Origin of the sequence: Streptomyces sp. NPDC001549, from assembly GCF_042894025.1 — a bacterium.
Classification (GTDB): domain Bacteria; phylum Actinomycetota; class Actinomycetes; order Streptomycetales; family Streptomycetaceae; genus Streptomyces; species Streptomyces kutzneri.
Map to the genome: position 1 here is coordinate 184,079 of NZ_JBIAVJ010000012.1, position 25,855 is coordinate 209,933.

20 protein-coding genes and 1 pseudogene are annotated in these 25,855 nt (G+C 70.5%); 11 read left to right on the forward strand and 10 right to left on the reverse strand.

All coding sequences use genetic code 11. From position 1 onward, the window contains the following. Positions 1–48: 48 nt before the first annotated feature. Genes ACFY04_RS21360 through ACFY04_RS21375 form a run of 4 tightly spaced genes read right to left on the reverse strand, consistent with a single transcriptional unit; the run spans position 49 to position 5,935 of the window. Complete coding sequence (locus tag ACFY04_RS21360) at positions 49–261, reverse strand: hypothetical protein (protein ID WP_389118742.1); 213 nt, start codon at positions 259–261, stop codon at positions 49–51. Beyond that, positions 258–4,916 carry a putative T7SS-secreted protein gene (locus ACFY04_RS21365; protein WP_389118743.1) on the reverse strand — a complete coding sequence of 1,553 codons (4,659 nt, stop codon included), beginning with the start codon at positions 4,914–4,916 and terminating at the stop codon, positions 258–260. The genes ACFY04_RS21360 and ACFY04_RS21365 overlap by 4 nt, the downstream gene beginning before the upstream one ends. Further along, positions 4,917–5,483: a hypothetical protein gene (locus ACFY04_RS21370; RefSeq protein WP_389118744.1), complete on the reverse strand. Its 567-nt coding sequence runs from the start codon at positions 5,481–5,483 to the stop codon at positions 4,917–4,919. Continuing rightward, positions 5,483–5,935, reverse strand: coding sequence for an SseB family protein (locus ACFY04_RS21375; protein WP_389118746.1), 453 nt, complete (start codon positions 5,933–5,935; stop codon positions 5,483–5,485). Before ACFY04_RS21375 ends, ACFY04_RS21370 begins: the two co-directional genes overlap by 1 nt. A gap of 106 nt (positions 5,936–6,041) precedes the next feature. Here ACFY04_RS21375 and ACFY04_RS21380 point away from each other — a divergent pair, with 106 nt between their 5' ends. After that, on the forward strand, positions 6,042–6,755 hold the full coding sequence (locus ACFY04_RS21380) for a hypothetical protein (protein WP_389118747.1): 714 nt from the start codon (positions 6,042–6,044) through the stop codon (positions 6,753–6,755). Positions 6,756–6,779: 24 nt separating this feature from the next. Then, positions 6,780–7,322, forward strand: coding sequence for a hypothetical protein (locus ACFY04_RS21385; RefSeq protein WP_389118748.1), 543 nt, complete (start codon positions 6,780–6,782; stop codon positions 7,320–7,322). Here the strand turns inward: ACFY04_RS21385 and ACFY04_RS21390 are convergent. The 5 genes from ACFY04_RS21390 to ACFY04_RS21410 all read right to left on the reverse strand — a co-directional run bounded on the left by ACFY04_RS21390 (position 7,319) and on the right by ACFY04_RS21410 (position 12,925). Beyond that, a complete protein-coding gene (locus ACFY04_RS21390; protein ID WP_389118750.1) occupies positions 7,319–9,334 on the reverse strand; it encodes a prolyl oligopeptidase family serine peptidase in 2,016 nt (671 codons plus the stop codon). The two genes, ACFY04_RS21385 and ACFY04_RS21390, sit on opposite strands and share 4 nt — an antisense overlap. A gap of 13 nt (positions 9,335–9,347) precedes the next feature. After that, complete coding sequence (locus ACFY04_RS21395; protein WP_389118752.1) at positions 9,348–10,775, reverse strand: M20/M25/M40 family metallo-hydrolase; 1,428 nt, start codon at positions 10,773–10,775, stop codon at positions 9,348–9,350. Between the two features lies 1 nt (position 10,776). After that, a complete protein-coding gene (locus tag ACFY04_RS21400; protein WP_189740868.1) occupies positions 10,777–11,610 on the reverse strand; it encodes a M55 family metallopeptidase in 834 nt (277 codons plus the stop codon). Between the two features lie 373 nt (positions 11,611–11,983). Further along, on the reverse strand, positions 11,984–12,427 hold the full coding sequence (locus tag ACFY04_RS21405; protein ID WP_033220130.1) for an SRPBCC family protein: 444 nt from the start codon (positions 12,425–12,427) through the stop codon (positions 11,984–11,986). A 75-nt stretch (positions 12,428–12,502) separates the two neighbouring features. After that, complete coding sequence (locus ACFY04_RS21410) at positions 12,503–12,925, reverse strand: hypothetical protein (protein WP_389118754.1); 423 nt, start codon at positions 12,923–12,925, stop codon at positions 12,503–12,505. 215 nt (positions 12,926–13,140) lie between these two features. Here ACFY04_RS21410 and ACFY04_RS21415 point away from each other — a divergent pair. Together ACFY04_RS21415 and ACFY04_RS21420 are read left to right on the forward strand one after the other, a co-directional pair. Then, positions 13,141–13,584, forward strand: a pseudogene (locus ACFY04_RS21415) (radical SAM protein); the annotation flags it as partial. 112 nt (positions 13,585–13,696) lie between these two features. Then, positions 13,697–15,289: an alpha/beta hydrolase gene (locus ACFY04_RS21420; RefSeq protein ID WP_389118756.1), complete on the forward strand. Its 1,593-nt coding sequence runs from the start codon at positions 13,697–13,699 to the stop codon at positions 15,287–15,289. Positions 15,290–15,433: 144 nt separating this feature from the next. Here ACFY04_RS21420 and ACFY04_RS21425 read toward each other — a convergent pair whose 3' ends face one another. Continuing rightward, a complete protein-coding gene (locus ACFY04_RS21425) occupies positions 15,434–15,985 on the reverse strand; it encodes an adenylosuccinate lyase (protein ID WP_389118757.1) in 552 nt (183 codons plus the stop codon). Positions 15,986–16,380: 395 nt separating this feature from the next. Here ACFY04_RS21425 and ACFY04_RS21430 point away from each other — a divergent pair, with 395 nt between their 5' ends. The 7 genes from ACFY04_RS21430 to ACFY04_RS21460 all read left to right on the forward strand — a co-directional run bounded on the left by ACFY04_RS21430 (position 16,381) and on the right by ACFY04_RS21460 (position 25,686). Further along, positions 16,381–18,180, forward strand: a complete 1,800-nt coding sequence (locus ACFY04_RS21430) for a 3-hydroxyacyl-CoA dehydrogenase family protein (RefSeq protein WP_389118758.1) — start codon at positions 16,381–16,383, stop codon at positions 18,178–18,180. A gap of 163 nt (positions 18,181–18,343) precedes the next feature. Then, positions 18,344–19,159 carry a TetR family transcriptional regulator gene (locus ACFY04_RS21435; protein ID WP_314246282.1) on the forward strand — a complete coding sequence of 272 codons (816 nt, stop codon included), beginning with the start codon at positions 18,344–18,346 and terminating at the stop codon, positions 19,157–19,159. A gap of 379 nt (positions 19,160–19,538) precedes the next feature. Further along, positions 19,539–20,876, forward strand: coding sequence for a crotonyl-CoA carboxylase/reductase (ccrA, locus tag ACFY04_RS21440; protein WP_389118759.1), 1,338 nt, complete (start codon positions 19,539–19,541; stop codon positions 20,874–20,876). A gap of 31 nt (positions 20,877–20,907) precedes the next feature. Beyond that, positions 20,908–22,989 (forward strand): protein meaA, encoded by a 2,082-nt coding sequence (locus ACFY04_RS21445; protein ID WP_389118760.1) that lies wholly within the window; start codon positions 20,908–20,910, stop codon positions 22,987–22,989. Next, complete coding sequence (locus tag ACFY04_RS21450) at positions 22,986–23,960, forward strand: CoA ester lyase (protein WP_030010164.1); 975 nt, start codon at positions 22,986–22,988, stop codon at positions 23,958–23,960. Before ACFY04_RS21445 ends, ACFY04_RS21450 begins: the two co-directional genes overlap by 4 nt. Before the next feature lie 5 nt (positions 23,961–23,965). Continuing rightward, entirely contained in the window at positions 23,966–24,478 is a 513-nt protein-coding gene (locus ACFY04_RS21455) for a MaoC family dehydratase (RefSeq protein ID WP_112450492.1), read from the forward strand. Between the two features lie 2 nt (positions 24,479–24,480). Then, on the forward strand, positions 24,481–25,686 hold the full coding sequence (locus ACFY04_RS21460; RefSeq protein ID WP_189967951.1) for an acyl-CoA dehydrogenase family protein: 1,206 nt from the start codon (positions 24,481–24,483) through the stop codon (positions 25,684–25,686). Positions 25,687–25,855: the final 169 nt, after the last annotated feature.

A 25,855-nucleotide genomic window follows, 5' to 3' on the forward strand; every position in this document is an offset into this window, starting at 1 on the left:
CCCAGGCGGAATGTGACGGCTCGAGGCCACCTGCATCTCGCCCCAAAGCTAGGATTCCCGCCTTTCGAGGTCACCCCAAGAGAGCCCTCTCGACTCAAGGAACTCGCTGAGATAGTCCTCCGTCTCCTCGGACGTGTCCTGGCGACCCAGCCAAATCGATTCACACTCCGGGCACATAAAGAACTCCTCGCCCGTGGATTTGACTTCGTACTGGGCCAGCCAGTCCTGCTGACAGTGACGACAGATGACCTTGCTACTCATGGGAAGCTCCTGGGAAAGGCGGTGATAACTTCATTTCCGTGCTCGACGGTTATCGATATATAGTCCTGCCCGAATTCGTAGCCGACTTGTCTGCCCATGGGGATGATATAGGTGGTACGCGCCCCCTGGACGTTCACATTCACGGCAAGGTCTCGCTGCACCCACGCCTCGTCAACTGTTTCGAGGATGCCCTTGCTACCCGTATCGAAGACACCGTGATCAGGCTTGGAGGGATTCGGATGTCCATGGTCCATCACATGCGTGATCCGATGCTCGCCGTTCCGACCCGGTCCGTAGTCCAGCCCCTCCCGGCTACGGAACCAGCCGTCACCCAAATCCTCCAGATCGTACGGAGAGAGGCCGAGCGGGTCGGCCCACCGATGAGGGTTCTGGACGTAGGCCACTGGGTTTGCAGCAGGGGCCAGCCCTAGCGGGTCGGGGGAAAGATACCGAGCGGTTTCCGGGTCGTAGGTGCGGAAATAATTGTAATGCAGACCTGATTCGGGATCGTAGTACTGGCCGGGAAACCGCAACGGAGTGTACGCGGAGGCATCGCGATTCCATGTTGTGCTGCCCCAGAGGGTGGATCTGGTTCGCCAGGCGATGTTGCCGTCTTCGTCCACCAGCTCGCGAGGTGCACCGATGAGGTCTGTGACGATTGCGAAGAATCGCTCATCGACCACTTCTGCGTCCGAGAGGACGCGCTCGGTCTGTGCGATGGGTATGGAGCCTTGATGGTCCCAGGTGATCGCCACTCCGGTCGACCGACTGCCTGCAGGAGAATGGGTCACTTGCTCGCACAGCACCTCGCCGTCCCAAGTGAAGACCGTCCGCTCGGCCACCTCCCGGCCGTCGGCCGTCAGCCTATCCTTGGCGGTGCGTCGGCCGAGTCCGTCGTAGGTGTACCGCCATCGGGTGCCGGCCGGATCGGTGACCTCGGTGATCTGGTCCTCAGCGTTCCAGTTGAACAGCCAAGTGTCGGGCTTGCGCGACAGCCGGGTCTTCTGGCGGAGGGTGATGCGACCAAGTCCGTCGTACTCGTACCGCACTCCACCCGCACGGACCAACCGACCGTTGTCGTAGATGCGGGGACCGCCGGCTTCCTGGCCGCCCGGGTGGGATTCGGGCCAAGAGGCCGACGTCTGGTTGCCGCCCACGTCGTAGGCATACCGTTCGGTCCAGTCCTCGGCGTGGACCGCCGTCACGCGGCCGAGCACGTCGAGTTCGAAGGTGCGCGGCCCGGCAAGGAGATCGTCCATGCCGGTCAGGTGTCCGTCGGCGCGGTAGGCGTAGCCGCGGCGCTGAAGAACGCGCCCGTCCCGGTCGGTCAACAACTGGCCCGTCAGCCTGCCGACCGCGTCCCGGTTGCTGGCCAAGGACACCACGTCACCGTATGCGCGGCCGATCTCGCGGCCCAGAGCGTCGCGAGTGAACGAGATCGGCCGTCCGGAGGTGGTGAGCGTCTCTCGACGCCCCACCGCATCGAACCCAGCCTCTGTACTCGCGCCGGTCGGAGTGGTTCGACCCGTACGACGGCCAGTGGCGTCATAGTCGAAGGTGAGGGTGCGACCGTCGACGGTCTCCTGCAGGAGCCGTCCCGTGCGATCACGCAGACGGACCAGTACCGAGTCGGCGCTGGCAGCCCTTGCCACCTTGTCGAAGGTGTCGTACTCGTACGACGTCACAAAGCCTTGAGCGTCCTTGCGGATGACCTGGCCCATGGTGTCGCGCTCGTACGTGACCCGCTGTCCCAGCGCGTCGGTGCGGGCGACGAGCCGTGATGCCGCGTCGTATTCGTAGCGCAGACAGCGACCGTCGAAGTCCGTCTCCGTGACAAGCCTTCCGGCCGCGTCGTACTCGTACTCCCAGAGCAGGCCCTGCGGATTTCGTACCCCTGTCAGGCGCAGGGCGGCATCGTAGGTGTATTCATGGCGTGCACCGTCCGCGTCGGTCCGCGCAGCAAGAAGATCAAAGTGGGTGTACTCGAAGCGCGTGGATGTCGTGTCGGAACCGTCGTCCTCCGAGACGCAGTTGCCCTCGCCGTCGTAAACCCAACGCTGCTCCCCGCCATCCGGTCCGACCCGGCGCAGCAGGTTGCCTTCGACTGACCATTCGGTGCGGGTGACCCCGCCCGCGGCATCGGTGACCTCGATCGGCCGTCCGAAGCCGTCCCTCTTGCACGCGGTGGTGGCGCCCAGCCGGTCTGTGACGGCTACGGTAAGACCTGCCGAATTGCAGGAGATACGGGTCACCGACCCAAGCGGATCCGTGATCGTGGTGAGGTGCCCACGTTCGTTGTAGGTATACCGGGTGACGGTACCGTCTGCTCGAGTGATCAACGTCCGGTTGCCCCGATCGTCGAAGGTCTGACGGATGACATTGCCGTCCCAGCCAACCAACTTGACCGCGTTCCCGTGTACGTCGTACTCGGCTCGTGCCGCGCGGCCGTCCGGACGCGTGACCGAGACCAGACGCCCTTCATCGTCGTAGGCGTTCTGCGTGGTGATGCCGAGCGACCCGATCTGGGCGAGTCGGCGGCCTTTGAGGTCGTACGTATTGCGGGTCTGGGCACCCAGCGGGTCGATCTCCGCGACGACTCGGCAGCGCTTGTCGATGAGGTAACGGTGGGACTGGCCGGCAGCCGTGGTCAACCGGGTCGTACGGAGGCCAGTTTCGGGGTCGGCCTCCCCGTACGTGATGGTCAGGGCGATGTGACCGGCTTCTCCTGCTTCCGCGACACACCGGTCGAGTTCGTCGTAGGTGTATGCGTAGCTGCTCCCGTTGCTGTCGGTCCAGGAGGTGATGCGTGCGCGCTCGTCGTAGGTGAAACGCAACGGCAGGCCGGACGAGTTGGTGACATCGGTCAGGCTCCCGTCGGTGTAACCGTACGAGAGGATGCGCGGCCCACCGTCGAGGTGCAGCGCAGTGATGCGACCATCGGCGGAATCGAGGCGGAGTCGGTAACCGCCGTTGTGGCTGATGCCGTTCGGAGTGCCCTGCTCGTCGTATTCGAACGTGATGAGGTTGCCGTGGCGATCCTCCAGCTCGACGATCGGTGCAATGCCGTGCACCTCGCCGTACTCGTCTCCCGCGGTGGATCCGGCAGGCAGGCTGAAACGGCGGGAGTGGCCGGTGACCGGGTCCGTGACCGTCCAGTCACCTTCCGGTAGGCGCTCGAGCCGGCGCTGCGGCGCCGACGCGGAGACGGGTAGTACCGGAATGCCGGGCGCCCCGTGCGGATAGGCGATGACAAGGCCGTCCTCGGTGACGAGAACGATGCCCTCGGGATCGATCTCCAGATGCTGGTCGATCGTGGACGACCAGGTCGGCCCGAACCAGCGTCCGGCGGTGTACCCGGATTCCGCTCGGCGGCTGAAGACGAGGGGGAGCGTACCCGGAAGGACCACATCGGTCTGGGGGAGGTACATCCGCCCTGTCGCCAAGTCGATGGGGTCCGTCTTACCGCTCGTCTTGGCGTTGTCCGGCCGTTCCGAGGGGTGCGGACCATCCGTGTCCAGTCCGTTGCGGGCCGGGCCCTTGGCATCGTCCAGGTGCTTGGTGGCGGTGGCGAGCCGCTTGGCCGCGCCGGTGCCCTTGGAGCCGATGGCTTCGGCGATGAGTTTGCCGACTCCTTCGGTGGGGTCCTTCATGAACTCGTCGAGCATCTGCTTGCCCGCGCCCACGGGGTCGTTGGCCATGACGACCAGGCCGGCAGCCGTGGAGCTCAGGTTGGTCCGGTATTCGGCGGGGTGGGACAGGTTGTACAGGTCGAGCGGATTGAGGCCGCGCGCGAAGTTGACCACGCCGGCGGATCCCTTGACGAGGCCGCCGACCAGGTGGGTGGAGGCCAGGTCGAGGTAGTCGACGCCGTCGGCGAACTGCTCGCTGTACGAGGGCTTGGGCGGGGCGGAGTCCCGGGCCGCGCGGACGGCCGCCGCGACGGTTTCGGCCTGCTCGTCGCGCTGCTTGCGGGCGCTGTTGAGCTTCTCCTTCGCGGCCTTCTCCATCTCCTTCCCGGGGTCGGGGTACTCGTCCGACGGCCGCGGCGGCAGGTGCTCCGACTTCGCCTTCAGGGCGTCGTTGTAGGTCTTGCGGAGCTTCTCGTGCGCGTCGTAGGCGTCCTGGGAGGCCTTCAGCGCCTTGTTGCAGTCCTCCAGCGCCTCCTTGGCCTTGCCCTGGGCCCACTCGACGGTCTCGGCGAACCGGCCCATGGCATCGGCGGCCTTCCCGAAGGCGTCGGCCGCGTCGAACCAGCGCGGCGGCTCCTTCGCGACGGACTCCCGGAACGCGGTGGCGGCCGCGCCCTTGAGCCCGTCGGGCTCGGCGAGGTTCTTCAGGCCGTTCCCGACTGACTCGAAGGCCTTCTTGAAGTCGTTCAGGTGGGCGACCTGTGCACGGATCTCGGCAGGGCTGCCGAAGACCAGCTTCTTCGGGTCCTCGGTCTGCCCGAGTTCGAGCTCGGCGACCTCCGCGCCGAGCTGGTTCGCGGCGGAGCGGCTCTTCTCGCGGAGCCAGTCGCCCGCGCCGTCCGCGCCGACCTCGTCGGCCCAGCCGGCAGCCTTGTCGCCGCCCCACTCGACGAAGTCACCGACGTCCTCGGCACGGTCCTCGGCCCAGTCCTCCGCCGAGTCCGGTACCCAATCCCGCCAGCCCATCTAGCGCTTCCCCCCATTGCCCACGCCGGACTGGTCCAGCAGGTCCATCAACGAACCGATCTTGCCGTTCGAGGTCACCGTGTCCTTGGTGTCCGACCAGGTCTGCTTGATGTCCTTGGCGCCCTTCTCGAACGACTCGTCGCTGTAGTCCGGCTTGTAGACGTCAGCGCGGAAGATGTCGCCCCACTTCTTCTTCTCGATCTCGTCCTCGCTCGCGTACGGATTTCCGTACGCGGCGTTCGCGGCGACCTTGAAGGCGCCCTCGATGTACTGGTCCTCCTCCCACATCGTCCCCGCCGCGATCCCCAGGTTCGCGGCCAGCGTCGACGCGTCCTGGATCAGGGCGCGCACACCCCACTCCCAGCGCTCGCAGAAGTCCTCGAAGTCGGTCGCCAGCCCTGCGTGCCCGGTCTCCATCCCCGTCATCGACAGGTTCTCGAAACCGGCGCCCTGCGAGGCGCCCGCCGCGTCCCCGGACTCGCGCAGCTCCGATATCGCCGCCCGCAGACCGCTCTGGACCGCCGCGACCGCCTGTGGGGAGACCTCAAGGTCACCGTCGCCCGCCATCAGGCCACCGCCCCGCGGTCGTTGTCGGCATCCTGGCGCAGGTCGACGGCGAAGGCATCCGGGACGATCCCGGCCACCGGCGGGAACAGCATCGCCCCGTCGCCGTCCGCCACGTTGACGGCGACGCCCGTCGGACCGTCCGACTCCGGCACCACCGCATCCATCAGCCGGGCGCCGAGCATCGCCAGGTACGGCCAGTCCCGGCCGCCCTCTCCGCGCGCTTGTGCAAAGCGGACGAGGGCCTCCTCTTCTGTGAACGCGTACAGCCAGCGGATCCCGCCCGACACCGCCGCCATCAGACCGCCAGCGGCATCACCGGGAGGTGAGGCGTCCTCATCACCGTCAGCCGTGGTGAGCGGCACGAGCAGGGCAGTACGGCGGAACTCCCCCACCAGACTCGCCGGATCCCCCGATCCTTCACGGTAACGGGCTATCTGTTCGGTCAGTCCCACGGCGTCGCGCCCCTCCACCCGATGCATTCACAAAGAGGGAACAGTACCTTGATCACATAATCAGATGGACATTGCTGCCGGGGTGTGTTGCATTACCAGCGTGATCATGGACGAGACGAGGATGGCGCTGCTCCGCAGGGCCGCGGTGAACAACGCCGCCTGGTGCGAGGCGGTGTGCCGTGCGCACGGGCTGGCGCCGCGGTACGACGGCGAGCAGCTCTGGTTCAGTGCGCGGCGGACTCCGCCGATGTATCCCGATGCCGTGACCCTGGAACCGGCCGTGCCGGCCAGGAGCGTGGTCCGGGGCGTCGACACCGACTCCCCCGGCTGCTCGGTGAAGGACAGCTTCGCCGACCTGGACCTGGCCGGGGCGGGCTTCGAGGTGCTGTTCGAGGCGCAGTGGATCCATCGGCCCGCCGGGGCGCCGCTCCCCGAGGCGGAGGCGGAGGCGGCCGGGCTGGAGTGGTCCGAGGTCTCGGGCGCCGAGGAGCTGGCGGCCTGGGAGGCCGCCTTCGACGGCGGGGAAAGCACCGAAGGCGACGGGCTGTTCCGGCCCGCCCTGCTCGGCGAGGGGATCGTCTTCCTGGCCGGGCGCGACGGCGGCCGGATCGTCGCCGGGGCCGTCGCGAGCACCGGCGGGGGTGTGGTCGGCGTGTCCAACCTCTTCGGGGCCGCCTGGGAGGGTGTCCTCGGTGCGGTTTCCGCCCGGTGGCCGGAGCTGGACGTGGTCGGCTACGAGCACGGGGAGGACCTGGAGGCGGCGGTCCGCTGCGGCTTCGCCCCCATCGGTCCGCTGCGGGTCTGGCTTTTTGCCCAGTGATCAACTTCGGGTGAGACCGGCGCCGTGACATCGCATCAGACAAGCCGACTCATCGGCGCCATATCCGGACTCGTCTTCGTCGTGGCGAATGCCGGAGCCCTGCCCACGGCCGCCGCCGTTCCCCTGCGCCTCCTCGCGATCGCCTCGTTCATCTGGCTGTTCATCGCACTGCGGCGGGCACGTACGTCCCCGGCCGGCGGCGTGGGCGGCGACGCCCGCCCCGGTGCGGCGCCGAGGATGTTCGGGCGGGGCTACGTCCTCGTCGTGGCCGCCGAGGTGGTCGCCGCGCTGGCCGGCGTCCTCGTCATCAACCTCGTGCTGCACGTCCCGCAGGCCACGGTGGCCTGGATCTCTCTGATCGTCGGCCTGCACTTCTTCGGTCTCGCGGTCGTCTGGCGCATGCCGGCGCTCCGGCTGCTGGCGGCCGCGATGGCCGCCTGCGGTGCCGCCGGTCTGGTCCTGGCCGCCTGCGGGGCCTCCCTCGCCGTCATCGCGACCGTCGCGGGCATCGCCCCCGGCGCCCTGCTGCTCGGCTCCGTCGCCCGGAGCCTGCGCGCCCCCCGCTAGGCCAGGTCCAGCCGTGGCACGTCGGTGCGTTCGATGCCGAAGACCTGCGCGTACAGCGACAGTTCTGCCTCCAGCGCGCGGATCATGGTGTCGGCCCGCCGGAAGCCGTGGCCCTCGCCCTCGAAGGTCACGTACGCGTGCCGCACCGGCCGGCCCCGCAGGGCGTCGAGCAGCCGCTCCGCCTGGGCCGGCGGGCAGATCGGATCCTCCAGTCCCTGGAGGAGGACGAACGGCGCCGTGATCCCGTCGGCACGGGCCACCGGGGAACGCTCGCGGTTGAGTACCGCCAGGGTCTGCGGCGGCCCGGCCAGGCTCTCGACGTAGCGGGATTCCAGGTCGTGGGTCTCCCCGGCGAAGCCCAGCAGGTCCAGCACCGGGTAGATGATCGCGGCGCACGCGTACAGGTCGGTGGCGGCCAGCGAGGCCGCCGCCGTCCAGCCGCCCGCGCTGCCGCCCCGGATCGCGAGCCGGGCGGGGTCGGCGGTGCCCTCGGCGGCCAGCGCGCGGGCGACCGCCGCGCAGTCCTCCACGTCCACCACGCCCCACTGCTCGCGCAGCCGCTCCCGGTAGGCGCGGCCGTAGCCGGTGGACCCGCCGTAGTTCACCTCGGCCACGCCGATGCCGCGCGAGGTGAAGTAGGCGATGTGCAGGTCGAGTACGGGCGGCACGTGGTCGGTGGGTCCGCCGTGCGCCCAGATCACGTACGGGGGCAGTTCGTCGGCGGCGGCCCGGCAGGCCGGGTGGTGCGGCGGGTAGACGTGCGCGTGGATGTGGCGGTTGTCGGGGCCGAGGAAGATGCGGCTCTGCGGCTCCGGGTAGTAGGCCGGGTCCACCGGGTCCGGGCGCTGCCCGCCGACCGCCCGGGCGTGCCCGGTGGCGGTGTCCAGCTCGACCACCTCGTACGCGCTGCGCGGGCTGGCGGCGACCCCGTAGACCCGGGTGCCGTGCACGGCGAGGGTCGGCTGCCAGGCGGTCCACGGCCCGGCGGCGTCCACCAGGTCGCCGCTCTCCGGGTCGAGGATGCCGAGCACCGAGGCGCCCTGCCCGTGCAGGACGGCGACGAGCCCGGCCCCCGAGCCCGCCGGGTGCGGGGCGTCCCCGGGGAGCGGTGCGAGCCAGCGCAGCCCCGGCTTCCACAGCGGGCCGCCGAACTCCTCCTCCCGCGGGCAGAGGTTGATCGCCCAGCCGGTCCGCGGGTCCACGCTGTACGGGTTCCACCAGCCGCCGCGGTCGCTGACCGCGAGGAGGGTCCCCTCGGCCGTCCACTCGACCTGGGCGACGGCCTCGTCGGGGCCGCCGAGTACGGTCCGGGCGTCGGCAAGCTCCCCGTCCCCGGTGACCTCGGCCACCCTGAGCTCGGTACCGTCCCACGGCATCAGCGGGTGGTCCCACACCAGCCAGGCGGCCCGCCGGCCGTCCGGGGAGAGCCGGGGCCCGGTGGTGAACCGGTACCGGTCGTGCGTCAGCTCCCGCACCGCGCCGCGGTTCCCGGCCGCCGAGCCGTCCAGCGGTACGGCGGCCAGTACCCGGCGCACATCGGTCGGCGCGGGCCCGGTGAACTCCTCCAGCACGCACCACACCTCGCCGCCGCGCAGCACCGGGTCGGCCCAGCGCAGGCCGCCGCCGGTCCGGGAGACCGGGGTCAGCGGCCGCGGCTCGGGGCCGCCGGGGGCGTCGGGCTCGTACGCGTACAGCCGCTGGTCGGCGAAGTGGACGAAGACCAGCAGGGGTCCGCCGGCGGGCCGTTCGAGCCCTGCCCAGGGCAGGCCGCCGTACTCGGTGACGCGGCTGCGCACGTTCCACGGTGCGGGCAGTTCGGTGATCTCGGGCCCGCCGTCGGCGAGGCGGCGGCGCACCAGGGTGCGGCGGCCGGCCTCCTCGGGCCGGGGTTCGGTCCACCACACCTCGGGGCCGACCGTGCCGAGGTACTCGGGCCGCCCGTCGAGGGAGGCCGCGAGGCCCGCGTCGATGGGTGAGGGCCAGCTGCCGTAGGGCCGGGTCGTCGCCGCCATCACCGGGCCCCGTTCACAGGGTCCGCAGCGCGCGGTCGAGGACGCGGACGCCGAAGTGCAGGGCCTCGACGGGCACCCGCTCGTCCACGCCGTGGAAGAGGGCCCAGTAGTCGAAGCCGGGCGGCAGTTTCAGCGGGGAGAAGCCGTAGCCGGTGATGCCGAGGCGGGAGAACTGCTTGGCGTCGGTGCCGCCCGCCATGCAGAAGGGGATCACGTGGCCGGCCGGGTCGAACCGCTCGACCGACTCACGCAGGATCCCGTACGTCCGGCCGTCCACGGGGGCCTGGAGGGCGACCTCCCGGTGGTGGAACTCCCAGCGCACGTCGGGGCCGGTGAGGGCGTCGAGGGTGGCTGCGAACTCGGCCTCGCCGCCGGGCACGGTCCGGCCGTCGACGTAGGCGGTGGCGTGCTCGGGGATCACGTTGAGCTTGTAACCGGCGCTGAGCATGGTCGGGTTGGCGCTGTTGCGCACAGTGGCGCGGACCAGGTAGCCGGCCGGTCCGAGTGCGTCGAGGAGCTCGTCGACGTCGAGGCCCGGCCGCCGCGGGTCCACCGACAGGCCCTGCAGGGAGGCGAGTTCGGTGATGCAGGCGGTGACGGTGTCGGTGAGCCGGACCGGCCATGCGTACTCACCGATCCGCGCGACGGCGGCGGCGAGCCGGCTGACGGCGTTGGCCCTGTTGGGCTTGGAGCCGTGGCCGGCGGTGCCGTGGGCGGTGAGCTTCAGCCAGGCGGTGCCCCGCTCCCCCGCCGCGATCGGGTAGAGGGCGCGGCCGCCCGGGCCGCCGTGCACGGTGAAGGCCCCGGACTCGCTGATGCCCTCGGTGCACCCTTCGAAGAGGTGCGGGTGGTGGTCGGCGAGAAAGCCGGAGCCGTCGACCGCGCTGTCCTCCTCGTCGGCGGTGTAGGCGATCACGATGTCCCGGCGCGGCTTGACCCCCGCGCGTGCCCAGGCCCGTACGACGGCCAGCACCATCGCGTCCATGTTCTTCATGTCGACGGCGCCGCGCCCCCAGACCACGCCGTCCCGCACCTCGCCGGAGAAGGGGTCCACGCTCCAGTCGGCGGCCTCGGCCGGGACCACGTCGAGGTGGCCGTGGACGAGGAGGGCCTCGGCGGAGGGGTCGGTGCCCCCGATCCGGGCGACCACGTTGGTGCGGCCGGGGGTGCGCTCCAGCAGGAGCGGCTCCAGGCCGGCGGCGGCGAGCCGCTCGGCGACGTACTCGGCGGCGGGGCGCTCGCGGCAGTCGCCGCCACCCCGGTTGGTGGTGTCGATCCGGATGAGGCCGGAGGTGAACTCGACGGCCTCGTCGAGAGCCACCGCGTCCACCACGTCCGCCACGCCCGCCGCGTCCAACCCGCGCACGGCGTCCACCGGGTCCGCGGTGTCGACGGCGCCGGCGCCGGCGCCCGCGGGGATCTCGGCGTTGATTGCGCACATGTCAGCCATACTGCTCCTCCACGGCCGCCGAGACGACCGTCGTGACCGCTTTGAAGGCCCGGATCCCCTCGTACATGGTTTCGCTGGTGTACGCGACCTTGCGCTCCCCGCTCCGCTCCACGCCGGGGACCACCGTCGCGGACATGGCCAGGTGCGCGGCGTCGAACTCCAGCTCCACGGTGAAGGGGCCGCCGCGGACCGGATCGTGGCGCACGGCCAGGGCGGTGGCCTCCTTGGCCGCGGCCCGGATGTCGGCGGCGGTACGGGCCGGGGTGCGGCACACGGCGGCGTAGCGCGAGACGTGGTCCTTGACGGCGACGGTCGCGGCTCCGGGGGCGTATCCGGCGGCGTCCACGCAGGTGAGGTCGTCGCCGGTGACCAGGATGACGGGGACCCCGTACTCGGCGACGACGTGTGCGTTGAGCAGACCCTCGCTGGCGCGCGTCCCGTTGACCCAGACTCCGGTGATGGAGTTGGCGAGGTAGGTGTGGGCGAGGACCCCTTCGGAGCCGGCTCCGGTGTGGTAGCCGACGAAGGCGATGCCGTCGACGTCGCCGTGCTGGACGCCCTCGACCATGGAGAGGGTCTTGTGGCGGCCGGTGATCATCTCGGCGCGGGCGTCGAGCTTCTCCAGCAGCAGGTTGCGCATGGTCCAGTGCGCCTCGTTGATGAGGACCTGGTCGGCTCCGCCGTCGTAGAAGCCGAGTACGGCGGCGTTGACGTCGGAGGTGAACATCGCGCGGCAGCGTTCCCACTGCGGGGTTCCGGGCAGCACGTCCGCGGGCCAGGTGACGCCGGTGGCGCCTTCCATGTCGGCGGAGATGAGGATCTTCATCGGGCCCCCGGGCGGTCGGTTGCGCTCAGGGTGCCACCCTAGCCGCCGAGGCCCCCGGTGGCTGTGGGGCTCACGCCCCGGCGCGGCGCGCGGTGCGTGACCCTCGGCACGCGGCCCGTGGTGCGCGGCCCGTGGGTGCGCGGTACCTCGGTGCGCGGTACCTCGGTGCGCGGTACCTCGGTGCGCGGTACCTCGGTGCGCGGTACCTCGGCCGCGGCCCGTCGGCCCGCCGGCCGGTCGGCCGGTCGCGCTGTCGGCCGGTCGCGCTGTCGGCCGGTCGCGCCGTCGGCGCGGGGGACTACGGCCCTCGGACACGCCGGGTTCACCCGATCCGGTGAGGCCGCGGTCCCGGCCTCACCGCCAACGCCGTTGCTCAGCGCTCCACTTCGGTGGCCAGGTTCTCCAGCACGGAGTCGTAGATCCGGCCGAGACCCTTGGGCGCGAAGGTGCGCTCGAAGAAGCCGCCGATGCCGCCGGCGCCGTTCCAGACGGTGGTGACCACGGCCTTGGACTTGCCCTCACCGGCCGGGGTGACCCGCCAGGTGGTGACCATGGAGGAGTTGCGGTCCTTCTCCACCAGCTCGCCGTCCGTGGGCTCGCTGACCTCCAGCAGGCAGTCGCGTACGCGCTTGCTGGTGGCCTGCAGCTTCCAGTGCACCAGGGTGCCCTCGCCGTCGCCGCCCTCGCGCACCTCGTACTCGCTGAAGTGCTCGGGCAGCAGCTTCTTGCGGGTCCCGGTGTAGTCCGCCAGCGCGTCGAACACGGTCTCCGCGTCAGCCGCGATGATCCGCTCCGTGGTGGCCTCGACCTGCGCCATAGCTGTTCCTCCAGCAGTTGTGTCCGCTCGTCACGGCGAAGCCAACCACCTTCGGAGCGGTGGCCCAAATCCGGATCAGACGTGGCAGCGGACGTACACGAGGAGGGTGTCCCCGGGCAGCTCCTCCAGGTACCTGGTCGTGGCGGTGGCCCGGGGCCCGGGCAGGGGCGGGCGGTGGACGCAGGCGTCCGGGCCGTCGCAGTCGCCGTGGACGGGATCGCACCCCTCCTCGCACCACCAGCCGTCGAGGGTCAGGACGTTGCCGTACCCGACCGCCCGGTCGGCGCCGAAGGCGAGGAATTCCTCCCGGCTGCGCCCGCCGACCATCCTGAGAGGGTCGTCCGCGCGGCGCAGGACGGCGCCGAAACTGCCGGCATCCGGGTGGTCCGGCAGCCCGGCGGCCCACTCGCGGAAGGCGGGGGCGGGCGGCTGCGCGAGGTACCTCTCCCACCCCGCGTGCCGAGCTTCGGTGTCGACGCCGGGGCGAACTCCTCCCACGACCGGCCGGGCGGGTGCTCCGCCGCCATCTCGTGCCAGCGGTCCCAGGCGACGCCGGCCAGTTCGGCGGCCCGCTTCTGCGGCTCGCCCGGGGCGAGCAGTCCGCGCGGCCCGCCCGTGCACCAGCCCGGTCGGCTCGGCCTGCGGGTGCCGTCCCGCAACGACTGGTCGTGAATGATCCGGGGGTCCGCTTCGTGACCGGGACGGATCGCGTAGGCACCCCCTCCCCCACCGCCCGGCTGGGCGCCGTACGGACGCTCACCGACGCCGGGATCGAGTGCGGAGTGCTGATGGCCCCGGTGATCCCCTTCCTCGGGGACTCCCCGGAGCAGCTGCGGGCGACCGTACGGGCCGTGGCCGAGGCCGGCGCGACCTCCGTGACACCCCTGGTACTCCATCTGCGGCCCGGGGCACGCGAGTGGTTCACGGCCTGGCTGGGAGCCCGCCACCCCCACCTGGTCCCCCGGTACGAGCGGATGTACGCGGGCGGGTCGTACGCGCCCACCTGGTACCAGCGCCGGATCACCCGCCAAGTCCACGAACTGGCGGCCGAATTCGGCATCGGCCCGGCCCGGCGGGGCGAGGCCCGCAAGATCGTCGCACCGGAGCGTCCGGACGGCTCCGCGCCCGCCGAAGCCACACAGCTCAGCCTCCTGTGACGGCCGGCACCGCCTGAACGGTCATCACATCGGGCCAATCGGCGGCCCAATCCCGCCTTCCAGGCGTGGTTTCCGGGACGATTCCGCCCAGAACCCTCGGCTGGGAGGCCCCATGCTCCACCCCTTGAAGAAGCGCGCCGCTGTCCTGCTGTCGATCTCCACCGTCGCCGCCACCGTCGCGGCCGCCCTCGCGAGCCCGGTCACGGCCGCGCCCGCCGCCCCGGCCGATCCTGCCGCCCAGGCGCCGGCGCGGGCCGCGCTGCGCTGGACCGGCTGCGCCACCCCGCGGTACCCCACGCTGCAGTGCGCGTCCCTCAAGGTGCCCCTCGACCACGCACGGCCGGACGGCCGGCAGATCGCCCTCGCCCTGACCCGGGTCCCCCACACCGGCCCCACCTCCCAGGGCCCGCTGCTGGTCAACCCCGGCGGCCCGGGCGGCAGCGGCCGCAGCCTGGCCGGTTACATCGCCTCCGCCCTGCCCAAGGAGGTGGCCGCCCAGTACGACGTGATCGGCTTCGACCCCCGGGGCGTCGGCAAGAGCGAGCCCGCCCTGGACTGCGCGGCCGGGCACTTCAAGCCCGCCCGGCCGGACTCCGTCCCCATGGACGAGGCCACCGAGCGGGCCAACCTCGACCGGGTGCGCTCCTTCGCCGAGTCCTGCGGGGCCAAGCACGCGGACGTACTGCCGTACATCGACACCGTCTCGGCCGCCCGGGACATCGAGGCGCTGCGCGGCACCCTCGGCGCGGAGCGGATCAGCTACTTCGGCTACTCGTACGGGACCTACCTGGGCGCGGTGTACGCCAAGCTCCACCCGGGCCGCGTCCACCGGCTCGTCCTGGACTCCGTGGTCGACCCGGGCGGCGTCTGGTACGAGGACAACCTCGCCCAGGACCACGCCTTCGACGCCCGCCACAAGGCCTTCCTGGCCTGGGTGGCCCAGTACGACGCCACCTACAAGCTGGGCACCGACCCGGCGGCGGTCGAGGAGGCCTGGTACGCGATGCGGGACGCGCTGCGCGAGAGTCCGGCGGGAGGCAAGGTGGGCCCGGCGGAGCTGGAGGACACCTTCATGCCGGGCGGGTACTTCAACGGCTACTGGCCGAACCTGGCCGAGGCCTTCGCCGCGTACGCGGTGGCCAAGGACCCGAAGCCGCTGGTGGCCGCCTACGAGCGGTTCGGCGCGGTGGAGCCCTCCGCGGGCAACGGCTACAGCGTCTACACGGCGGTCCAGTGCCGGGACTCGGCCTGGCCGAAGGACTGGAACCAGTGGCGCGCGGACATGTGGCGCACCCACGCCAAGGCGCCGTTCATGACCTGGAACAACGCCTGGTACAACGCCCCGTGCGCGTTCTGGCCGACGGAGCCGCTCCAGGCCCCGGACGTGACCAACGCGGATCTCCCGCCCGCCCTCCTGCTCCAGGCGACGGACGACGCGGCGACCCCCTTCGAGGGGGCGCTCAGCATGCGGGAGAAGCTGTCGGGTTCGGCCCTGGTGGTGGAGGAGGGCGGCGGCAACCACGGCATCGCCCTGAGCGGCAACAAGTGCCTGGACGAGAAGGTGGCGGCCTACCTGACGACGGGCAAGGCCACGGACGCCACCTGCCCCGCCCAGGCGGCGCCGAAGCCGACCACGGCGACCCGCGCCGTGCCCGCCTCCGCGGGGGGCGCGGCCCTGCACGGCCTGCTCGGCTTCCGGGGCTGACACCCGGCGGGCTCCCGGCCGGCGGGCTCCCGACCGGCCGGCTCCCCGCCTCCTCGGCGGTGCGGGTCGCGGCGCTGTTCCGGCCCGAACTCCTCGCCGACGTCGAGGCCTTCGTGATCACCGTCGCGCAGGCGGGTCGCGACCTCAGCCCAGATTGCGCAGCGCTGCCGTCGCCGCCACCGCCAGCCGGGGGTGGGACTGGGCGCGGGTGAGCACGTCGCGGGCGCGGGGGTCGGCGAGGGCGCCGAGGCCCTCGACGCAGGCCAGGGCCACCCGCCAGTAGGGGTCGTGCGGGGACAGCAGCCGCGACAGGGTGGCCATCAGAGCCGGTACGGACTCGGGGGCGCGCAGCGCGGTGAGCAGCCGCACGGGCTGCAGGGCGTAGGCCGTGCGGAGGCTGTTGGTGGCGAGGGCCGCCGCCGCGCGGGCGGTGCGCGGGTCGTCCAGGACGGCCAGCGCCTCGGCGGCGGCCGCGCAGCGGGCCGGGTCCCGGTGGTTGAGGAGCAGGACGAGGGATTCGAAGGCGCGGCGGTCTCCCGCGAGGCCCAGCCGGTACGCGGCCAGCTCGCGGGCCCACAGGGGCAGCCCGGCCGAGGTCAGGGAAGCGGCCAGAGCGTCGGGGGCGGCCGTGAGCAGCACCTCGTACTCGGGTGACGGTCCCGCCTCCGCCCGCAGGCGCTCCAGCACGTCGTTCACCCGGCCACCCTAGGGGGACACAGCGGTCGCCGTGCCGGGTTTCGGGACATCGGAGACAGCCGGTTGATCGATGATCGATGATCGGTACATTTGGGCGGTACAGGTCACATCTCCGCGCTCTGGCGGACCAGTTACCGGCGGGTTACTGTCGTTGCAACACGTACGAGGGCGGCCTGGTGACGCAGCCGCCTCGTGCCGGTCGGTTCGTTTCTTCACGGTGTGACCCCGGGACAGGGTTCCGCCGTTTCCGCCCCAGGGACTCGCTCCCCGCGGGCTCCTCTCCTCGGGCCCGCTCACCCCGGGTCCTTCACCGCACGGCTCTTCCGTACGGCATCCGCGCGCGCCGTGCGCCGCGCGCCCCCTCAGTCGTCACCCTCTTCCACTGGAGTCCCTCGATGGACCGTCAGTCCAGTCAGTCCACCCTCCAGACCATCGCCGTCGTCGGCCTCGGCACGATGGGCACCGGCATCGCCGAGGTCCTCGCCCGGGCCGGCCGCGAGGTCATCGGCATCGACATCAGCGAGGCCGCCGCCCACCGGGCCGCGACCGCCCTCGCCGCGGCCACCGCGCGCTCCGTCGCCCGGGAGCGGCTCACCGAGCAGGAGCGGGCCGACGTGCTCGCCCGCTTCCGCACCTTCACCGATCTGGGCGCCGCCGCCGAGGCCGATCTGGTCATCGAGGTCGTCCCCGAGTCGTACGAGATCAAGCAGCAGGTGTTCCGCGAGCTCGACGCGATCGTGCGGCCCGACACCATCCTGGCCACCGGCACCAACGCCCTGTCGGTGACGCGCATGGCCGCCGAGTCCCTGCGCCCCGAGCGCGTGCTGGGCCTGCACTTCTTCACCCCGGTCCCGGCGATGAAGCTGGTCGAGATCGTCTCCTGCGTCCTCACCGCCCCGCCGGCCGTCGAGGCGGTCACCGAACTGGCCCGCGAGCTCGGCAAGGAGCCCGTTCCGGTCGGCGACCGGCCCGGTTTCGTCGCCGACGGCCTGCTCTTCGGCTACCTCAACCAGGCCGCCGCCATGTACGAGGCGCGGTACGCCTCCCGCGAGGACATCGACGCGGCGATGCGGCTGGGCTGCGGGCTGCCCATGGGCCCGCTCGCGCTGCTCGACCTGATCGGCGTGGACACCGCCCGTACCGTCCTGGAGGCCATGTACGCCTCCTCCGGCGACCGCCTGCACGCCCCGGCCCCGATCCTGGGCCAGCTGGCCGAGGCGGGCCTGACCGGGCAGAAGTCCGGCCGCGGCTTCTACACGTACGAGGCGCCGGGCAGCTCGGTGATCGTCCGCGACCTGCAGACCCCGCTCGACGGGTCCCTGGTCGGCAGCGGCCGTCCCGTCAGCTCGGTCGGCGTGGCCGGCTCGGGGACCATGGCGAGCGGGATCGCCCAGGTCTTCGCGCAGGCCGGTTACAGCGTGGTGCTCGCCGCCCGCAGCCAGGAGAAGGCCGAGGCCGCCAAGGCCGCGATCGGGAAGTCCTTGGGCCGTGCGGTGTCCAAGGGCCGCCTGACCGAGGAGGGTGCGGCCCAGACCCTGGACCGGATCACCCCGGCCGGCTCGCTGGACGCCTTCGCCGAGGTGGACCTGGCCGTGGAGGCCGTCGCCGAGGACCTGGCGGTCAAGCAGGAGCTGTTCACGGCCCTGGACAAGGTCTGCAAGCCGGGTGCGGTGCTGGCCACCACCACCTCCTCGCTGCCGGTGATCGCGGTCGCCCGCGTGACCTCGCGTCCGCAGGACGTGATCGGCATGCACTTCTTCAACCCGGCCCCTGCGATGAAGCTGGTCGAGGTGGTCCGGACCGTCCTGACCGCCGACGACGTGCACGCCACGGTCCGCGAGATCTGTCTCAAGGTGCGCAAGCACCCGGTGGACTGCGGCGACCGGGCCGGCTTCATCGTGAACGCGCTGCTGTTCCCGTACCTCAACAACGCGATCAAGATGGTCGAGCAGCACTACGCCGACATCGACCAGATCGACGCGGCGATGAAGCTGGGCGGCGGCTACCCGATGGGCCCGTTCGAGCTCCTCGACGTGGTCGGCCTGGATGTCTCGCTGGCCATCGAGAAGGTCCTGCACAAGGAGTTCCGCGACCCGGGCCTGGCCCCGTCCGCGCTGCTGGAGCACCTGGTGGCGGCGGGCTGCCTGGGCCGGAAGACCGGCCGCGGATTCCGTGAGTACGCCGCCCGCCGGTAATCCGTCGGGCCACGAGCCGGATGCGTGGGGAGGGCTGCTCGGGCCCGCCGGACCCTCACGGCGGGCCAACCCTCACGAGCCCAGTGCGGGCTCTCCCCCGCATCCACCCCTCTCCCACCCCCCGCAGGCGCGCACCCCTGCACGAATGAAGTACTTTCGCTCTATGTCCCAGCCCGCCAAGACCTCGCCCCGCGCCGCCACGGCCTCCGACACCCCGGAGAGCCCGGCGGGCACCAAGGCGGCCGCTCAGCGGCTCAAGATGCGCCGTGAGCTCGCCGCCGCGGCCATGGAGCTCTTCGCGACCAAGGGGTACGAGGCGACGACGGTCGACGAGATCGCCGCGACCGCCGGGGTGGCGCGGCGGACCTTCTTCCGGCACTTCCGGTCCAAGGAAGAGGCGATCTTCCCGGACCACGACGACACCCTGACCCGCGCCGAGGCCGTGCTGGACGTGGCCCCGGCGCACGAGCACCCGCTCGACACGGTGTGCCGCGGGATCAAGGAAGTCATGAAGATGTACGCCGCCTCGCCGGCGGTGTCGGTGGAGCGGTACCGGCTGACCCGTGAGGTGCCGGCGCTGCGGGAGCGGGAGATCGCCTCGGTGGCCCGGTACGAGCGGCTGTTCACCCGCTACCTGCTGGCCCATTTCGACGAGCACGACCACCACGACGGCAACGACGACCCGCTGCTGGCCGAGGTGGCCGCCTCGGCGGTGGTCACCGCCCACAACCACGTGCTGCGCCGCTGGCTGCGCGCGGGCGGCCAGGGGGACGTGGAGGCGCAGCTGGACCACGCGTTCTCGATCGTCCGGAAGACCTTCGGTTCGGGCATCGGCGCGGGCCGCACCCTGAGCACGGCCCCGGCCGCGCCGGCGGCCGTCCGTACGCAGGGCGAGGTGCTGGTGGCGGTGGCCCGCACCGATGCCCCGCTGGACGAGGTCATGCGGACCATCGAAGAAGCCCTGCGCGCCAAGCAGTAGTCACTCTCGTCACAGCGGCCGCTCCCGATCCGGGGGCGGCCGCTTTCGTATGTCCGGCTTGCCCCTACTCGCGGGTAACTTTGATCGATCATCGCTCATCGGTGCAGGTCAATCGGCAAATGAGAGAAAGTTTTGGCACGCGGTGCCTTGCCGGGTGACACGGGGTGCCATACGTTGAAGACGTCCGGATGTCCCCGCGGCCCGCGCCCACACGGCACGGAACGCGCCCCGGATCGCCTGCGTCACCAGGCACCGCACGCCTCACCACGGGCGTCGCCCAGCACCACCGCAGCAGCCGGACCGACGGCACACCACACCTGCACCACGCACCCCCGTTCCCCTCAGCGCACCCTCATCAGCGCTAGCCGGAGGCTCTACCGTGAAGGACATCCTGGACGCGATTCAGTCGCAGTCCGCCACCGCCGCAGACTTCGCGGCCCTGCCGCTGCCCGACTCGTACCGCGCGATCACCGTGCACAAGGACGAGGCGGAGATGTTCGCGGGGCTGACGACACGCGAGAAGGACCCGCGCAAGTCCCTTCACCTGGACAACGTCCCGGTGCCGGAGCTGGGCCCGGGCGAGGCCCTGGTCGCCGTCATGGCCTCCTCGGTCAACTACAACTCCGTGTGGACCTCGATCTTCGAGCCGGTGTCCACCTTCAGCTTCCTGGAGCGCTACGGGCGCCTGTCGGAGCTGACCAAGCGCCACGACCTGCCGTACCACATCATCGGCTCCGACCTCGCGGGCGTCGTGCTGCGCACCGGCCCGGGCGTCAACGCCTGGAAGCCGGGCGACGAGGTCGTCGCCCACTGCCTCTCGGTCGAGCTGGAGTCCTCGGACGGCCACAACGACACGATGCTCGACCCCGAGCAGCGCATCTGGGGCTTCGAGACCAACTTCGGCGGCCTGGCGGAGATCGCCCTCGTCAAGTCCAACCAGCTGATGCCGAAGCCCGGCCACCTGAGCTGGGAGGAGGCCGCCTCCCCCGGTCTGGTCAACTCCACCGCCTACCGCCAGCTGGTCTCCCGCAACGGCGCCGGCATGAAGCAGGGCGACAACGTCCTGATCTGGGGCGCCAGCGGCGGCCTCGGCTCGTACGCGACCCAGTTCGCGCTCGCCGGCGGCGCCAACCCGATCTGTGTGGTCTCCAGCCCCGAGAAGGCGGACATCTGCCGGGCCATGGGCGCCGAGGCGGTCATCGACCGCAACGCCGAGGGCTACAAGTTCTGGAAGGACGAGCACACCCAGGACCCGAAGGAGTGGAAGCGCTTCGGCAAGCGCATCCGCGAGCTGACCGGCGGCGAGGACGTGGACATCGTCTTCGAGCACCCGGGCCGCGAGACCTTCGGCGCGAGCGTCTACGTCACCCGCAAGGGCGGCACGATCGTCACCTGCGCCTCGACCTCCGGCTACAACCACGAGTACGACAACCGCTACCTGTGGATGTCCCTCAAGAGGATCGTCGGCTCGCACTTCGCGAACTACCGCGAGGCGTGGGAGGCGAACCGCCTGGTCGCCAAGGGCAAGATCCACCCCACCCTGTCGAAGGTCTACTCCCTGGAGGACACCGGACAGGCCGCCTACGACGTCCACCGCAACCTCCACCAGGGCAAGGTCGGCGTCCTCGCGCTGGCCCCCGAGGAGGGCCTGGGCGTGCGCGACCACGAGCTGCGCGCGACGCACCTCGACGCGATCAACCGCTTCCGTAACGTCTGAGACCGTTCAAAGGCCTAAGGGACAGCCTGAGATGACAGAGCGCCAGAAGGACCGTCCGTGGCTCATGCGGACGTACGCCGGCCACTCCACGGCCGAGGCGTCCAACGAGCTGTACCGCCGCAACCTCGCCAAGGGCCAGACGGGTCTGTCGGTCGCCTTCGACCTGCCGACCCAGACCGGATACGACCCCGACCACATCCTCGCCCGCGGCGAGGTGGGCCGGGTCGGGGTCCCGGTCTCCCATCTGGGCGACATGCGGCGGCTGTTCCAGGACATACCCCTGGAGCAGATGAACACCTCGATGACGATCAACGCCACGGCCATGTGGCTGCTGGCGCTCTACCAGGTGGCCGCCGAGGAGCAGGGCGCGGACATCGCCCAGCTCCAGGGCACCACCCAGAACGACATCGTCAAGGAGTACCTCTCGCGCGGGACGCACGTCTTCCCGCCGGGGCCGTCCCTGCGGCTGACGACGGACATGATCGCGTACACGGTCAACCACATTCCCAAGTGGAACCCGATCAACATCTGCTCGTACCACCTCCAGGAGGCCGGGGCCACCCCGGTCCAGGAGATCTCGTACGCGATGTCCACGGCGATCGCGGTCCTCGACTCGGTGCGCGACTCGGGCCAGGTGCCCCAGGAGCGTTTCGGCGAGGTCGTCGCCCGGATCTCCTTCTTCGTGAACGCGGGCGTCCGCTTCATCGAGGAGATGTGCAAGATGCGCGCCTTCGGCCGCATCTGGGACAAGGTCACCCACGAGCGCTACGGCATCGAGAACGCGAAGCAGCGTCGCTTCCGTTACGGCGTCCAGGTCAACTCCCTGGGGCTGACCGAGGCCCAGCCGGAGAACAACGTCCAGCGCATCGTGCTGGAGATGCTCGCGGTCACCCTGTCCAAGGACGCCCGGGCCCGCGCCGTGCAGCTGCCCGCCTGGAACGAGGCGCTGGGTCTGCCCCGGCCCTGGGACCAGCAGTGGTCGCTGCGCATCCAGCAGGTCCTGGCGCTCGAGAGCGACCTGCTGGAGTATGAGGACATCTTCGCCGGATCCCACGTCATCGAGGCCAAAGTCGGCTCCCTGGTCGCCGACTGCCTGGCCGAGATCGACCGGATCCAGGAGATGGGCGGCGCCATGGCGGCCGTCGAGTCCGGGTACCTGAAGGGCGAGCTGGTCTCCTCGCACGCCGAACGGCGGGCGCGGATCGAGGCCGGCGAGGACAAGATCGTCGGTGTCAACTGCTTCCAGCAGACCGAGGAGAACCCGCTCACGGCCGACCTGGACGGCGCCATCATGACGGTCGACGGCGCCGTGGAGGCGCTGACCGTCGAGCGCATCGGCCGCTGGCGCGCCGAGCGGCAGGAGTCCTCGGACCGCCAGGGGAACGGCGACCCGTTCGTCTTCCCCACCACCCAGCAGGCGCTGGAGCGCCTCAAGGAGGCCGCGGCGGGCACCGAGAACCTGATGGAGGCCACGCTGGAGTGCGCCCGCGCCGGTGTCACCACCGGCGAGTGGGCCGGCGCCCTGCGCGAGGTGTTCGGCGAGTTCCGCGCCCCCACCGGGGTCTCCTCGGCCCCGGTCGCGGTCACCGCCGAGCCCGGTACGCCGATGCACGAGGTCCGCGAGAAGGTGTCCCGTACGGCCGACGAGCTCGGCTCGGGCCGGCTGCGCCTGCTGGTCGGCAAGCCCGGCCTGGACGGGCACTCCAACGGCGCCGAACAGATCGCCGTCCGCGCCCGCGACGCCGGCTTCGAGGTGGTCTACCAGGGCATCAGGCTGACGCCGGAGGAGATCTCCTCCGCGGCGCTGGCCGAGGACGTGCACTGCGTGGGACTGTCCATCCTGTCCGGCTCGCACAGCGCTCTGGTCCCGGACGTCCTGGAACGGCTGCGGCTGGCGGGGGCGGGTGACATCCCCGTCATCGTCGGGGGCATCATTCCCAACGCCGACGCCGTAACCCTGAAGGCCGCGGGTGTCGCCGCGGTCTTCACGCCCAAGGACTTCGGCATCACGGAGATCATCGGCCGTATCGTCGACGAGATCCGCAAGGCAAACAAGCTCGCCCCCCTCGACATCGACAACGAAATCGTTGCAAGCACGGAGGTCCCCGCATGACCACGCCCGTCCACCCGGTGAACCGCCTTCGCCCGCGTCGCTCCTGCCTCGCGGTGCCCGGCTCGAACCCGCGGTTCCTGGAGAAGGCCCAGGGCCTGCCGGCCGACCAGGTCTTCCTGGACCTGGAGGACGCCTGCGCGCCGCTCGCCAAGGAAGGCGCCCGCCACACCATCGTGGACGCGCTGAACAACGGCGACTGGACCGGCAAGACCCGCGTCGTGCGCGTCAACGACTGGACCACGCACTGGACCTACCGCGACGTCGTCACGGTGGTCGAGGGCGCCGGCCAGAACCTCGACTGCATCATGCTGCCGAAGGTCCAGGACGCCCAGCAGGTCGTGGCCCTGGACCTGCTGCTGACCCAGATCGAGAAGACCATGGGCTTCGAGGTCGGCAAGATCGGCATCGAGGCGCAGATCGAGAACGCCAAGGGCCTGGTGAACGTCGACGAGATCGCCGCCGCCTCGCCGCGGCTGGAGACGATCATCTTCGGCCCGGCCGACTTCATGGCCTCGATCAACATGAAGTCCCTGGTCGTGGGCATGCAGCCGCCCGGCTACCCGGCGGACGCCTACCACTACATCCTGATGCGGATCCTGATGGCGGCCCGCATGCACAACCTCCAGGCGATCGACGGTCCCTTCCTGCAGATCCGCGACGTGGACGCGTACCGCGAGGTGGCCGGCCGGGCCGCCGCGCTGGGCTTCGACGGCAAGTGGGTGCTGCACCCGGGCCAGGTCGACGCGGCCAACGAGGTCTTCTCCCCCTCGCAGGAGGACTACGACCACGCCGAGCTGATCCTCGACGCGTACGACTGGTGCACCTCGGAGGCCGGCGGCAAGAAGGGCTCCGCGATGCTCGGCGACGAGATGATCGACGAGGCCAGCCGCAAGATGGCCCTGGTCATCGCGGGCAAGGGCCGGGCGGCCGGCATGGAGCGCACCACCAAGTTCGAGATTCCGGAGGCCTGATCCCGATGCAGTTCGGACGCACGTACGAAGAGTTCGAGGTCGGGGCGGTCTACAAGCACTGGCCCGGAAAGACCGTCACCGAGTACGACGACCACCTCTTCTGTCTGCTGACCATGAATCACCACCCGCTCCACATGGACAGCAATTACGCGGAGAACACGACCGACTTCGGCAAGAACGTGGTCGTGGGCAACTACATCTACTCGCTGCTGCTCGGCATGTCCGTGCCGGACGTCTCCGGGAAGGCCATCGCCAACCTGGAGATCGAGTCCCTGCGGCACGTGGCGCCGACCTTCCACGGCGACACGCTCTACGGCGAGACCACGGTCCTCGACAAGACCCCGTCGAAGTCGAAGAACGACCGCGGGATCGTCTACGTGGAGACCAAGGGCTACAAGCAGGACGGCACCCTCGTCTGCGTCTTCCGGCGCAAGGTGATGGTCCCGACCGAGACGTACATCAAGGAGCGCGGCGGCGAGCAGCCCGGCCGCCCCACGCTGAAGGAACAGGGGAAGTAGCCATGGCCCGACTCGCCCAGACCGCCGGGCTGACCGACGTCCAGCGGGAGATCCTCAAGACCGTCCGGGAGTTCGTCGACAAGGAGATCATCCCGGTCGCGACCGAGCTCGAACACCGTGACGAGTACCCGCAGCAGATCGTCGACGGCCTCAAGGAACTCGGCCTCTTCGGCCTGATGATCCCGGAGGAGTACGGCGGCCTGGGTGAGTCGCTCCTCACCTACGCCCTGTGCGTCGAGGAGATCGCCCGTGGCTGGATGTCCGTCTCGGGCATCATCAACACCCACTTCATCGTGGCGTACATGCTCAAGCAGCACGGCACGCAGGAGCAGAAGGACCACTTCCTCCCGCGCATGGCCCTGGGCGAGGTGCGCGGCGCGTTCTCGATGTCCGAGCCGGCGCTGGGCTCCGACGTGTCGGCCATCTCGTCCAAGGCGGTGAAGGACGGCGACGAGTACGTCCTGAACGGCCAGAAGATGTGGCTGACGAACGGCGGCAGCTCCACCCTGGTGGCCGTTCTCGTCCGGAGTGACGAAGGACACCCCGAGGGCACCGCGCCCCACAAGTCGATGACGACCTTCCTCGTCGAGAAGGAGCCCGGCTTCGGTGAGGTCCGTCCCGGACTGACCATCCCCGGCAAGATCGACAAGATGGGCTACAAGGGCGTCGACACGACCGAGCTCATCATGGACGGACTGCGCATTCCGGCCAATCGGGTACTCGGCGGTCAGACGGGCCGAGGGTTTTACCAAATGATGGACGGGGTCGAGGTCGGCCGCGTCAACGTGGCGGCGCGTGGCTGCGGCGTCGCTCAGCGTGCTTTCGAACTGGGTGTCTCCTATGCCCAGCAACGTCACACTTTCGGCAAGCCGATCGCCGAGCACCAGGCGATTCAGTTCAAGCTGGCCGAGATGGCTACCAAGGTCGAAGCCGCCCATGCGATGATGGTGAATGCAGCACGCAAAAAGGACTCCGGGGAACGAAACGACCTCGAAGCAGGGATGGCGAAGTACCTCGCCTCCGAGTACTGCAAGGAGGTCGTCGAGGACGCCTTCCGTATCCACGGTGGATACGGGTTCTCGAAGGAGTACGAGATCGAGCGTCTCTACCGGGAGGCCCCGATGCTGCTGATCGGTGAAGGTACCGCCGAGATCCAGAAAATGATCATCGGGCGACGCCTGCTCGAGGAGTACCGGCTTCAGGGCTGAAAGTCCCTTTTGCAGCGAATCGTCCATGGGTTCGTTGCGAAAGGATCACTGGCAGTGACTGGCTGACCGTCATCGACTCGGCTTCTGGCTTGCCCAGTTGTTGCGCGCAACCGATAGCATTCCAGTAAAGCCGCCGTCCCGTCCCCCCGTTTACGGCGCGGCAATCACC